11 protein-coding genes are annotated in these 12,194 nt (G+C 64.7%); 9 read left to right on the top strand and 2 right to left on the bottom strand.

What is annotated here, in order from left to right; translation table 11 throughout:
* Nucleotides 1–146: 146 nt before the first annotated feature.
* Together ACSVIE_RS19425 and ACSVIE_RS19420 are read right to left on the bottom strand one after the other, a co-directional pair.
* A complete protein-coding gene (locus ACSVIE_RS19425) occupies nt 147–1,343 on the bottom strand; it encodes an MFS transporter (RefSeq protein WP_442424903.1) in 1,197 nt (398 codons plus the stop codon).
* A gap of 86 nt (nt 1,344–1,429) precedes the next feature.
* On the bottom strand, nt 1,430–2,650 hold the full coding sequence (locus ACSVIE_RS19420; protein ID WP_442424902.1) for an ROK family transcriptional regulator: 1,221 nt from the start codon (nt 2,648–2,650) through the stop codon (nt 1,430–1,432).
* A gap of 182 nt (nt 2,651–2,832) precedes the next feature.
* Here ACSVIE_RS19420 and ACSVIE_RS19415 point away from each other — a divergent pair, with 182 nt between their 5' ends.
* From ACSVIE_RS19415 to ACSVIE_RS19375, 9 genes are all read left to right on the top strand, one after another.
* Nucleotides 2,833–3,573, top strand: a complete 741-nt coding sequence (locus ACSVIE_RS19415; protein WP_442424901.1) for a sugar phosphate isomerase/epimerase family protein — start codon at nt 2,833–2,835, stop codon at nt 3,571–3,573.
* Nucleotides 3,570–4,709, top strand: a complete 1,140-nt coding sequence (locus tag ACSVIE_RS19410) for a Gfo/Idh/MocA family protein (protein ID WP_442424900.1) — start codon at nt 3,570–3,572, stop codon at nt 4,707–4,709. The genes ACSVIE_RS19415 and ACSVIE_RS19410 overlap by 4 nt, the downstream gene beginning before the upstream one ends.
* Before the next feature lie 55 nt (nt 4,710–4,764).
* Entirely contained in the window at nt 4,765–6,078 is a 1,314-nt protein-coding gene (locus tag ACSVIE_RS19405) for an ABC transporter substrate-binding protein (protein WP_442424899.1), read from the top strand.
* 63 nt (nt 6,079–6,141) lie between these two features.
* A complete protein-coding gene (locus ACSVIE_RS19400; protein WP_442424898.1) occupies nt 6,142–7,155 on the top strand; it encodes a carbohydrate ABC transporter permease in 1,014 nt (337 codons plus the stop codon).
* Entirely contained in the window at nt 7,148–7,987 is an 840-nt protein-coding gene (locus ACSVIE_RS19395; RefSeq protein WP_442424897.1) for a carbohydrate ABC transporter permease, read from the top strand. The genes ACSVIE_RS19400 and ACSVIE_RS19395 overlap by 8 nt, the downstream gene beginning before the upstream one ends.
* Nucleotides 7,988–8,067: 80 nt before the next feature.
* A complete protein-coding gene (locus ACSVIE_RS19390) occupies nt 8,068–8,844 on the top strand; it encodes a sugar phosphate isomerase/epimerase family protein (RefSeq protein WP_442424896.1) in 777 nt (258 codons plus the stop codon).
* Complete coding sequence (locus tag ACSVIE_RS19385) at nt 8,841–9,962, top strand: Gfo/Idh/MocA family protein (protein WP_442424895.1); 1,122 nt, start codon at nt 8,841–8,843, stop codon at nt 9,960–9,962. The genes ACSVIE_RS19390 and ACSVIE_RS19385 overlap by 4 nt, the downstream gene beginning before the upstream one ends.
* Before the next feature lie 32 nt (nt 9,963–9,994).
* Nucleotides 9,995–11,191, top strand: coding sequence for a Gfo/Idh/MocA family protein (locus tag ACSVIE_RS19380; RefSeq protein ID WP_442424894.1), 1,197 nt, complete (start codon nt 9,995–9,997; stop codon nt 11,189–11,191).
* A gap of 1 nt (nt 11,192) precedes the next feature.
* Entirely contained in the window at nt 11,193–12,194 is a 1,002-nt protein-coding gene (locus tag ACSVIE_RS19375) for a sugar phosphate isomerase/epimerase family protein (protein ID WP_442424893.1), read from the top strand.

Raw genomic sequence — 12,194 nt, 5'->3', positions numbered from 1 at the left:
TATGGCAGCCATGCACCGTAAACATCACCAAACCTGTTCGCTGTTAAGCGCTTTTTGAGCCTTCAAAAGGCGATTAACTGCGACCTACTTGGGTGCGTACGACGGCGGCACACTGCCCGCGCGGCTGGCTCACCCCGCGTGGCGGCTCACCTTCCTTGGCGGGAAACCCAGCGGACGGACAGTGTTGTGCAGACGCAAAAAGCCAGCACCGAACCAAGGATCACCAGCAAGGGAACAGTCCAGCCGCCGGAAGCGTCATGCACGTAGCCCACAATGGTCGGAGCCAGTGCCGCAAAGCAATACCCCACACCCTGCACCACGGCCGACATCTTCCCGGCAGCCGCCTGCGAGTGCGCGAACTTGATGACGGCGATGAAGATGACCGTGATGCCACCCCCCTGGGCAATGCCGCCCAGCGAGGACCACAGCCACCACCAGCCCGGGGCCAACAACAGGCCAACGGGAACCGTCAGCCATAACGCACTCAAAGTGACCGCGACCGTCGTCGTGCTGGAAAAGCGGGCCAGCAGCGGCACGCCCAGACCACCCACAATCGCGAAGATCTGGAACAGCGACGATCCCGCTCCGGCCTCGGCGGTTCCCATGGCGAGTTCGTCGGACAGGAAGCTCGGCAGCCACGCGGTGACCCCGTAGTAGGAGAACGCCTGGCCCGCGAACCCGATGGTCAATCCCGCCACCAGCCAGGCCACGCCGCGGGTCTTTCCGGGAGCCGCAGGCGCCGGAGGTGGAACGGGTGCCGGGACAAGCGCCCGGCGCGCTCCCACGGTGGGTATCCAGAACACGATTGCAGCCAGTGCCAGCAACGCGCTTGCAGCCAGAGACAACCGCCACCCCACCAGTTCGGCCAAGGGCGCCGTGGCTACCGATGTGAGGAAGGAACCGATGTTGAGCGCAGCCGTGTAGACACCCATGGCCGTGGCCTGCCGGCGCGGCGCAAAGTCGCGCCGGATGATCAGCGGGACGGCGATGTTGCCGATCGTGATGGCTACCCCGATCAGGACGGTGCCCACCATCACGGGAACACCACCGCCGCTGGACCGGATAACGACGCCGGCCAGCACACCCAGCAGCGTCAGCATCACGGCGAACTCGGCCCCGAAACGACGCCCGGCCAAGGATGCCAGCGGCGAGGCCAGCGAGAAGCACAGCACCGGGATGCCGGTCAGCAATCCCAGTTCCACGGGCGAAAAGCCAAGATCCCGCCGCAGGGACTCCACCACGGGCGCCACCGCCACGAACGGTCCGCGCATGTTGAGGGCAATAAGGCCGATGCAGGCAAGGATCAACCAGCTCCGCGGGACTTTGGCAAGGAATTGACTCATCGGGGAGGCAGGACTGGAGCAGGAAGCGTTTTCATCACCTTCATTGCTATCACGCCTGCGCACCTGGGAAGCGCCGGAGCCCGGTCTTATCCGGCGGCCTGCAGCGTGGCTTCGATCACGGCCGGTGACAACACATGCTGCGTGACCATCTGGCTCGCACCGAGGATCGCGGAACGATCGCCCGCCATGGAGATGCCGATCCGCAGGTGCGTGGTGGCCAGCGGCAGTGAACGCCGGTAGACCACCTCGCGGATCCCTGCCACCAGGTGTTCGCCGGCCTCCCCCACGCTGCCGCCGATGATGATCATGGAGGGATTCAGCAGGTTCACCACCGTGGCCAGGACATCGCCGACGTCCCGCCCCGCCTGGCGCAAAGCCTGGATGGCTTGCAGGTTTCCTTCGTCGACGAGCCGCAGGACGTCGGTGCCCGTGGCGGCTTCCAGCCCTTGTGCCTTGAGTTGACCGGCGACGGCGGGACCTGAGGCGAGCGCTTCAAGGCACCCGTAGTTGCCGCAGCGGCAGAGGACGTCGTCGCCGCGCGGGACACGGACGTGGCCGAGGTCGCCCGCGGTTCCATTGGCTCCGCGCTGCAGTTCGCCGTTGCTGATGATGCCCGCACCAATGCCCGTGGCCACTTTGACGAAGAGGAAGTTGCGGTGGTCCGGCCAGTAGGCGGTACGTTCACCAAGCGCCATGATGTTGACGTCGTTGTCCACCAGCACCGGAACGGGCAGTGAGCGCTGGACGTAAGGGACGACGTCGAACCCGTCCCACCCCGGCATGATGGGCGGCTTCACCGGACGCCCGGTGTCATGTTCCACCGGTCCGGGAAGTCCGATGCCGATCCCGGCGAGGTCGCCCGGGTGGCGGCCGGCCTCGGCCAGCAGTTCCTTGCCCGCAGAGATGACGCGGCCCAGGACTGCTTCCGGACCGTCTGAGACGTCCTGCTTCAGGCGGCGCTCAGCGAGGATGCTGCCGCCGAGGTCCGTCACAGCGACGATCACGTGGGTGGCCCCGACGTCGACGGCCAGGACCACGCGGGCTGCCGGGTTGAAGGCAAAGCGCGACGGCGGCCTGCCGCCGCTGGAGCTCGCCTCACCTGCGGGTCCCACCAGTCCGGAGCTGATGAGGGCATCAATGCGGGAGGCGACGGTGGAGCGGGCGAGGCCGGTGGTCAGCGCGAGTTCGGCGCGGGTGCGGGCCTGGCCGTCCCGAAGAAGTTGGAAGAGATCCCCGGCACGCGAGAGATTCGCGGCTTCCGGCGCGGCCGCATCTTTTCCGGCCTGGGTACCCGGGGCTGAGGTCATGGACTTAGTGAAGCACGATTGCTTATGAGTGTCATGCACCAAAAGTATGTCGATTAATTTTCACCTTTTGCTTGACGCTCGACAAAAGTCCCCATAGGTTGTGAGCAGCACCACATCACGCGCATCAATGCCGCGCATCACCCCTATGAATCACCCTCATTCCACAACGACGAGGAGAGACAGTGTCATATTCGATCCAGCTCTACACGGTCCGAAAGGCCCTTGAAGAGGATCTCGCTGGAACCATCCGCCGGCTGGCGGACATCGGCTTCACCATGGTTGAGCCCTACCGCTTTGTCGCCAAGGCCGCCGAGCTCAAGCAGGCGCTGGCGGCAAACAACCTCACCGCCCCGTCCGGCCATGCCCCTCTGCTCAGCGACGACCAGGACGCCATCTTCGCCGCTGCGCAGGATCTGGGAATCGGCACCGTCATCGATCCGCACGTGCCGATCGAGCGCTGGAACACGATCGAGGACATCAAGGAAACGGCCCGGCAGTTGAACGAAGCAGCCAGGAAGGGTGCCGGTTACGGCGTCCGGGTGGGCTACCACAACCACTGGTGGGAAGTTGAGTCGGTCATCGATGACAAAACCGCCCTGGAACACCTGGCGGACCACCTGGATCCGGACGTCATCCTGGAGCTCGACACTTACTGGGCCGCAGTCGGAGGGCAGGACCCTGCACAACTCCTGGCGCGGCTCGGAGGCAGGGTCAAGTTCATCCATATCAAGGACGGGCCCCTCACTCCGGACCCCTCCGCCCAACTCGCGGTAGGCGACGGAAAGATGGCCATCCAGGACGTCCTGGCCGCAGCCACCTCCCTGGAAGCAGGCGTTGTGGAACTGGACGACTTCCAGGGCGACATGTTCCAGGCCGTCCAGGACAGCTACAACTACCTCTCCGCCGGGAAGGTGTCCGCATGAGCCACGCAGCAGGTGCGGCATTGGAAGCCCAGGGAACGGGTCCCGTTGGCGTTGGCATCATCGGGGCAGGCGTCATCAGCAAGCAGTACCTCGACAACCTCACCAGCTTTCCCGATGTCAGGGTGGTGGCAATCGCCGACCTCTTCGAAGAGGCGGCGGCAAGCCGGGCTGCCGAGTACGGCATCCCCCACCACGGCGGCATTGAAGCGGTACTGGGGAACCCCGACGTCGAGATCGTCATCAACCTGACCATCCCGGCTGCCCACGTGGAGGTAGCCACCCAGGCCGTGAACGCCGGCAAGCACGTCTGGAGCGAAAAGCCCTTCTCCCTGGACCGCGAAAGCGGAATCGGCCTGCTGAAAGCGGCCGACGCCGCGGGCGTCCGGCTGGGCTGCGCGCCGGACACTTTCCTGGGAGCCGGCCTGCAGACAGCCCGCCGGATGATCGAACGCGGCGACATCGGCACCCCGCTGACCGCCCTGACCCTCATGCAGTCCCCGGGTCCCGAGTCCTGGCACCCGAACCCGGCCTTCCTGTTCCAGGACGGCGCGGGTCCGCTGTTCGACATTGGCCCCTACTACCTGACCACCCTGGTGCAGACGTTCGGCAGCATCCGCCGGGTAGCCGCTTTCGGTTCGAAGTCGCGCGAAACCCGCGTCATCGGCTCCGGCCCCAAGGCGGGGGAAGTCTTTGACGTCACCGTACCCACGCACGTCAGCTCCATCCTGCAGTTTGAGAACGGCGAATCGGCGCAGAGCATTTTCAGCTTCGACTCCCCCCTCAAGCGCGCCGGCTTCGTGGAAATCACCGGATCAGAGGCCACTATCGCCTTCCCGGACCCGAACAACTTCGACGGCGATGTCCGCATCTGCGCTTTGGGATCGGACGACTGGACGGTGGTCCCCTCGGTCGGATCCACGGCAAGCCGCGGTGCCGGTGTGCTGGAGATGGCCCGGGCCATCCGTGAAGGCCGCGAACACCGGGCCCAGGGAGAGCTGGCCTACCACATCCTCGACACCATGGCGTCCATCTCGGAGTCGATCGACAACCGCGCGTTCGTGGATGTGGAGAGTTCTGCATCCAAGGTCCCTGCCCTGCCCGAGGACTGGGACCCCTCCGCTTCAACACTGTCCTGACCCACCATCTGTGCCAGCTCGACGACGAGAAAACCGGAGCACCATGAAAAATCCCATGAAAGTACTCTCTGCCCTGGCTGCGACAACCGCCATGGCCCTCACGCTCAGTGCCTGTGGCGGCGGCAGCAGCCCGCAGGCAAGCAGCGACACCATCACCTACTGGGCATCGGACCAGGGCAACAGCCTTGACGACACCGCCGCCAAGTTGAAGCCGTCGCTGGACCGCTTCACCGAGAAGACCGGCGTCAAGGTCCAGCTGGAAGTGATCAGCTGGACGGACCTCTACAACCGCATCCTCACCGCGGTGACCAGCGGCGATGGCCCGGACGTCCTCAACATCGGCAACACCTGGGCCGTGACGCTGCAGGAGACCGGAGCCTTTGAGCCGGTGGAAGGGGAACTGCTGGAAGCCGTGGGAGGCAAGGACCGCTTCCTGAAGACCAGCTGGTCCACCGGTGGCGCCGAGGGCAAGACCCCCACGTCGGTCCCGCTCTACGGCCTGGCCTACAACATGTACTACAACACGAAGATGTTCAAGGAAGCCGGCATCGAGAAGGCCCCCGCCACCTGGGACGAATTCGTCGAGACTGCCAAGAAGCTGACCAAGGACACCAACGGCGATGGCAAGCCGGACCAGTGGGGCTTCACCGCGGCGGGCGCTTCGGTGTCCGCCAACTCGCACCAGGCCTTCGTCCGTGGCCTGCAGAACGGCGGCACCCTGTTCGATTCCGAAGGCAAGCCGACCTTTGACAGCGACCCCCAGGTTGAAGGCGTCAAGCAGTTCGTGGACCTGATGGCCACGCACAAGGTGATGTCGCCGTCGGACGCTGAACTTAGCCAGGGCAGCCAAAAGGTGGACAACCTCATCAACGGCAAGGCCGCCATGATGTTCGACCAAAGCCCGTTGAAGAACTTCGCTGCACGCGATTTCAAGGACTGGGGCGTAGCTCCGGTCCCGATGATGACCGCCGACGCCACCGGCGACCGGGCCACGCAGAGCCACGTAGCCGGAATCAACCTCAGCGTCTTCAAGAACAGCGACAACACGGCGAACGCCATCAAGCTGGCCGGCTTCCTTACCAGCGACGAAGAGCAGGTAGCCCTCAACAAGGCCTACTCCTCCCTCCCGGTGGTGACGGCTGCGTCCACAGACGCCGCTTTCCAGACCGACGAAGTCAAGGCCAAGAACGACGCGCTGGCCAACCACTCCCTGCCCATGCCCCTCATTGCCAAAGAGGGACAGATGGAAACCCTGACCGGCACGGCCATCAAGAACCTCTTTGCCAAGGCCGCTACCGGAACTGTTTCCGAGGACGACATCCGGGCGGCCCTCAAGGACGCCAACAACCAGATGGCCGCGGCCCAGTAACCAGGCCCAGCGTGCGGGGGTGCCACCGGAACACGGCACCCCCGCTCCGGCCAAGGAGTTTCCATGTCACATTCAGCATTGGACAGCGGACCAGCCGCTGCAGGCAGCCCGGCTGCGCACGATCCTGAGCCCGGCCCGTCCAAGGCGGCCGGCACACCGGTGGTCCGCAAGCGCCGCCGTTCCTTCCTCCCCTACGGCCTGATCGTCCCCGCGGCGGTCCTCGAACTTCTGATCCACATCGGACCGATGCTCCTGGGCATCTGGATCGCCTTCATTTCCCTGACCCAGCTCAACCTGACCAACTGGCTCAACGCCCCCTTCGTAGGGCTGCAGAACTTCATCAACGGACTGAATCCGGACAGCACCATCGGCCAGGCATTCTTCGGCACGGTAGGCCGCACGCTGGGCTACACCGTGCTGGTGGTCGGCTGCTCGTGGGTGCTCGGCATGGCCGGCGCGGTCTTCCTTTCCTCCAACTTCAAGGGCCGCGGACTGCTGCGGACCTTCTTCCTGGTCCCGTACGCACTTCCGGCCTATGTGGGAACCATTGCCTGGGCCTTCATGTTCAACCAGCGCGACGGCGCAGTGAACCAGATCCTGGTGGACACCTTCCGCCTGTTCGGCGACGAACGCCCGTTCTGGCTGCTGGGCGAGAACTCCTTCGGCGCCATGGTGGTGGTGAACGTGTGGCAGCTCTGGCCCTTCGCGTTCCTGATGCTGATGGCTGCCCTGCAAAACGTCCCCAACGACGTCTACGAGGCCGCGGCGATCGACGGCGCCAGCCTGTGGCAGCAGTTCAAGAGCATCACCTTGCCCATGGTCCGCCCGGCCAACGGCGTGCTGCTCATGGTGATGTCCCTGTGGACGTTCAACCAGTTCAACATCCCCTTTGTCCTGTTCGGCGCATCATCACCCAAGGAAGCCACGCTGATCTCGCCGCTGATCTACCAGAACTCCTTTGGAAGCTGGAACTTCGGCCTGGGCGGCGCCATGAGCGTCCTGCTGCTGATTGCCCTGTTCATCGCATCCGCCTTCTACATCCGCATGGTCCTGCCCAAGGGAGCCGACAATGATTGAGACCCGCAAATTCCGGATCCTGCGCAATATCGTCCTGACCATCCTCTCCCTCTGGGTGGCAATCCCCCTCTATGTAGTGGTGTCCACCTCGATCAAGCCGCTCAAGGACGTCGCCGGGCTCTTCCAGTGGATTCCGCGCGAGATCACCCTGGCCCCGTATCTGGATATCTGGACCACGGTTCCCCTGGCGAAGTACTTCCAGAACAGCCTCATCATCACGATCTGCGCCACCGCCTGTTCCGTGACCGTCGCCGTCCTGGCCGCCTACGCGATCGCCCGCCTGCCGTTCAAGGGCAAGCGTGTCTTCAGCTTGACGGTCCTCTCCACGCAGATGTTCCCCGGTATCCTGTTCCTCCTGCCGCTGTACCTGATTTTCACGCAGATCCGGAACATGACCGGCCTCCAGCTGCAGGGCTCCTACCTGGGGCTCATCATCACCTACATGACGTTCACGCTGCCTTTCGCGATCTGGATGCTGAGCGGATATTTCGCCTCCATTCCCAAGGAACTGGAAGAGGCGTCGATGATTGACGGCACCGGCCGGATGGGTGCACTGTTCCGGGTCATCCTGCCGGTAGCCAAACCCGGCATCATCGCCGTGGCCGTGTACTCGTTCATCTCGGCGTGGGGCGAAGTGCTGTTCGCCTCGGTCCTGACGAACGAAGCCACCAAGACACTGTCCTTGGGGCTCAAGGCCTATGCCAGCGAGTCGGACGTTTTCTGGAACCAGCTCATGGCTGCCTCCGTGGTGGTCAGCCTTCCCGTGCTGATTGGTTTCATCCTGGTCCAAAAACATTTGGTGGCAGGCCTGTCCTCCGGGGCAGTGAAGTAGGTTGACTGTTAAGTGACGAACCACAGCAACCTGACCAGTCCAGCATCACTGTCAACGATGCGCTACGTGGAAGGAATCCCATGTCCTACTCACTCCAGCTCTACACCCTGAGGGATGCGATTGCCGAAGACCTGCCCGGCACCATCCGGCGGGTCGCAGACATCGGTTATACCCAGGTTGAGCCGTACAACTTCGTGGCCCTCGCGCCGGAGCTGGGTGCGGCCCTGAAGGAGAACGGCATCACCGCCCCTTCCGGCCACGCGCCGCTGCTCAGCCAGGACCAGGATGAGATCTTCGCGGCCGCCAAGGAGCTGGGCATCACCACGGTGATCGATCCCTTCCTTCCGGCAGAGCACTGGCAGGACGCCGAAGACATCCAGTCCACCGCGGCCACGCTCAACGCCGCCGCAAAGAAGGGCGCCGAATGCGGCATCCGCGTGGGGTACCACAACCACGCCTGGGAGCTGGAGTCAACCATCGAGGGACAAACCGCCCTGGAGTACTTCGAAACCCTCCTGGACCCCGAAGTGGTCCTGGAAGTGGATACCTATTGGGTAGCCGTCGGCGGGCAGGACCCCGTTGAACTGTTGACCCGCCTGGGTGACCGGGTGCGGCTCATCCATATCAAGGACGGACCCGCCACCACGGATACCAAGGCCCAGCAGCCGGCCGGAAAGGGAACCATCCCCGTGCTGGATGTGATCGCTGCGGCCACCTCCCTGGAAGTGGGAGTTGTTGAGTTCGACGACTACTCGGGGGATGTCTTTGAAGGCATCGCCGAGAGCCTCAGGTTCCTGACGGCCGCAGCCAGCGTACAGGCCGCGGAAGGAACCGCTTCCGGGGAGGCACGGGCATGACCACCACACCATCCACACGCAGGGGCCCGGTGGGCGTTGCCGTCATCGGCGCGGGCAATATCTCCAAGCAGTACCTGGACAACCTCACCACGTTCCCGGACCTGACGGTCCATGTCATCGCCGACCTGTTCGTTGAGGCCGCCGAGGCGCGGGCCAAGGAATACGGCATCGCGGAGTTCGGCGCCCCGGAGCTGGCGCTGAACCATCCCGATGTCGAAATCATCGTCAACCTGACCATCCCGGCGGCGCACGTGGAGGTCGCGACGGCCGCAGTCAAAGCCGGCAAGCATGTCTGGACGGAGAAGCCGATCTCCCTGGACCGCGAATCCGGCCTGGGGCTGCTCAAGGCCGCGGACGCCGCAGGTATCCGCCTGGGTACGGCGCCGGATACGTTCCTGGGCGCGGGCTTGCAGACCGCACGCCGGATCATCGAACGTGGTGACATCGGCGCGCCGCTGACCGGGATGACCACGTTCCAGACCCCCGGGCCGGAAAGCTGGCATCCGAATCCGGCGTTCCTGTTCCAGCACGGCGCGGGTCCGTTGTTCGACATGGGGCCGTACTATTTGACCGCCCTGGTGCAGACCTTCGGATCGGTGCGGAAGGTGGCCGCGGTCGGGTCAGCGGCCAAGGCCACCCGCGTCATCGGTTCCGGGCCCAAGGCAGGTGAGGAGTTCGCCGTCGAGGTGCCCACGCATGTGTCCGCGATGGCGCAGTTCGAAGGCGGGCAGTCCAGCCACAGCGTCTTCTCCTTCGAGTCCCCGCGCCAGCGGATGGGATTCGTGGAAATCACCGGTTCGGAGGCGACCCTTTCCCTGCCGGATCCGAACTACTTCGACGGCGACCTCAAGCTCTGGCGCCCCGGAGCAGAAGAACCGGAAATCATCCCGGCCACCGGCCCGGCCAACGGCCGCGGCATGGGTGTGCTGGACATGGCCCGTTCCCTCCGCTCCGGAGAACCTCACCGTGCCACCGGTGAGCTCGCATACCACGTGCTGGACACCATGGTCTCGATTGCCGAGTCCGTGGAGTCGGGCACCTTTGTGGAAGTCGCCAGCAACGCCCCCTCCTCGGCAACACTTCCCGAGGACTGGAACCCCACAACAGCCACGCTTTAACGACCCCTGAAGAATCAGCGAGGACCCAGACCATGACCACCCCCACCCACTCGTCCCGACAGCCGGCCGCCCCTTTGCGGGTGGCAGCGATCGGCTACGCCTTCATGGGGAAGGCCCACTCGAATGCGTGGCGGAACGTGGCCAGTTTCTTCGACGTCCCGGCGGTGGAACAGGCAGTGCTCGTGGGCCGCGACCCCGTCCAGGTGGCCGAAGCGGCCGCCAAGTACGGCTGGGCCGAGTCCGCCACGGACTGGCGCGATGTCATCGACCGGGAAGACATCGACATCATCGATATCTGCGCACCGGGCTGGATGCACGCAGAAATCGCCATCGCAGCGCTGGAAGCCGGCAAGCACGTGCTGGTGGAGAAACCACTGGCCAACACCCTCGCCGAGGCCGAAGCCATGACTGCTGCCGCAGCCAAGGCACGCAAGCGCGGCGTCCAGTCCATGATCGGTTTCAACTACCGCCGCGTCCCCGCGCTCGCCCTCGCCAAGGAGCTCATCGCCGAGGGCCGGCTCGGCACCGTCCGCCACGTCCGGGCCGCGTACCTGCAGGACTGGCTCTCAGACGCCCGGTCCCCCATGACCTGGCGGCTCCGGAAGGAAACCGCCGGCTCCGGTGCCCTCGGCGACATCGCCTCCCACGCCATCGACCAGGTCCTCTTCCTCCTGGGCGAGGACGTCACCGAGGTCACCGGCCGCCTGCACACCTTCGTGGACCACCGCCCCGGGGCGGACGGCCCGGAACAAGTAACGGTCGACGACGCCGCCTGGGCCACGTTGACCCTCACCTCCGGAGCAATCGCCTCGGTGGAAGTCTCCCGCGTAGCCACGGGGCAGAAGAACTCCCTCAAGCTCGAAATCTACGGCGACAAGGGCACGATCCTGTTCGACCTGGAAGCGCTGAACGAGCTCGGCTTCCTGGACGCCACCGTCCCGGTCCGGGAACAGGGTTTCCGCAGGATCCTGGTCAACGAACCCGAGCACCCGTACCTTGAAGCGTGGTGGCCGCAGGGTCACATCATCGGCTGGGAACACACCTTCACCCACCAGATCCGGGACTTCCTGCAGGCCATCAGCGAGGGCAGCGAGCCATCGCCATCCTTCGAGGAAGGCCTCAACGTCCAGCACATCCTGGCCGCCATCGAAGAGTCCGCGGCCGCCAAAAGCTCACTGATTCAACTGTCCAACACCAACGAATCCGCACACGCAACCGAAGGAGCCTGACATGCCCCGCCCGTACACCCTGTTCACCGGCCAGTGGGCCGACCTCCCCCTCGAGGAAGTCGCCAAGCTCGCCTCGGGCTGGGGCTACGACGGCCTGGAAATCGCCGTCTCCGGAGACCACCTCGACGCCTGGCGTTGGGACGAACCCGGCTACGTCGAGTCCAAACTCGAACTCCTGGACAAGTACAACCTCAAAGTCTGGGCCATCTCCAACCACCTCAAAGGCCAGGCCGTCTGCGATGACCCCATCGACTTCCGCCACGAAGCCATCGTCGGCTCCAAAGTGTGGGGCGACGGGGAACCCGAAGGCGTCCGCCAACGCGCCGCCGAAGAAATGAAACACACCGCCCGCCTCGCCAAAGCCCTCGGCGTGGACACCGTGGTCGGCTTCACCGGCTCCTCCATCTGGCAATACGTCGCCATGTTCCCACCCGTCCCCGAGAAGGTCATCGACGCCGGCTACCAGGACTTCGCCGACCGGTGGAACCCCATCCTGGACGTCTTCGACGAAAACGGCATCCGCTTCGCCCACGAAGTCCACCCCTCCGAGATCGCCTACGACTACTGGACCACCGTCCGCACGCTGAAGGCGATCGGCCACCGCGAAGCGTTCGGCCTGAACTGGGACCCCTCCCACATGATGTGGCAAGGAATCGACCCCGTCTCCTTCATCTGGGACTTCAAGGACCGGATCTATCATGTGGACTGCAAGGACACCAAGGTCCGCCAAACCGGCCGCAACACCGTCCTCGGCTCCCACCTTGCCTGGGGCGACCCGCGCCGCGGCTGGGACTTCGTCTCCGCCGGACGCGGTGACGTGCCCTGGGAAGCCTCATTCCGCGCCCTGTCCGCGATCGGCTACAACGGACCCATCTCCGTCGAATGGGAAGACGCCGGCATGGACCGCCTCCACGGCGCCCCCGAAGCCCTCGCAGCCCTCAAGAAGTTCGACTTCCCCGCCTCCCAAACCAGCTTCGACGCCGCCTTCAGCAGCAAAGACTAG

This window comes from Paenarthrobacter sp. NCHU4564 (assembly GCF_052156435.1).
In the GTDB taxonomy this organism is placed as follows: domain Bacteria; phylum Actinomycetota; class Actinomycetes; order Actinomycetales; family Micrococcaceae; genus Arthrobacter.
The sequence above is the reverse complement of the archived record's forward strand: the minus strand, read 5'-3'. Positions and strand labels throughout refer to the sequence as shown.

Coding starts and splice junctions, on each gene's coding strand:
- ACSVIE_RS19395 (WP_442424897.1), top strand. CDS start 7,148: ATGATTGAGACCCGCAAATTCCGGATCCTGCGCAATATCGTCCTGACC.
- ACSVIE_RS19405 (WP_442424899.1), top strand. CDS start 4,765: ATGAAAGTACTCTCTGCCCTGGCTGCGACAACCGCCATGGCCCTCACG.
- ACSVIE_RS19400 (WP_442424898.1), top strand. CDS start 6,142: ATGTCACATTCAGCATTGGACAGCGGACCAGCCGCTGCAGGCAGCCCG.
- ACSVIE_RS19385 (WP_442424895.1), top strand. CDS start 8,841: ATGACCACCACACCATCCACACGCAGGGGCCCGGTGGGCGTTGCCGTC.
- ACSVIE_RS19420 (WP_442424902.1), bottom strand. CDS start 2,650: ATGACCTCAGCCCCGGGTACCCAGGCCGGAAAAGATGCGGCCGCGCCG.
- ACSVIE_RS19375 (WP_442424893.1), top strand. CDS start 11,193: ATGCCCCGCCCGTACACCCTGTTCACCGGCCAGTGGGCCGACCTCCCC.
- ACSVIE_RS19425 (WP_442424903.1), bottom strand. CDS start 1,343: ATGAGTCAATTCCTTGCCAAAGTCCCGCGGAGCTGGTTGATCCTTGCC.
- ACSVIE_RS19380 (WP_442424894.1), top strand. CDS start 9,995: ATGACCACCCCCACCCACTCGTCCCGACAGCCGGCCGCCCCTTTGCGG.
- ACSVIE_RS19390 (WP_442424896.1), top strand. CDS start 8,068: ATGTCCTACTCACTCCAGCTCTACACCCTGAGGGATGCGATTGCCGAA.
- ACSVIE_RS19410 (WP_442424900.1), top strand. CDS start 3,570: ATGAGCCACGCAGCAGGTGCGGCATTGGAAGCCCAGGGAACGGGTCCC.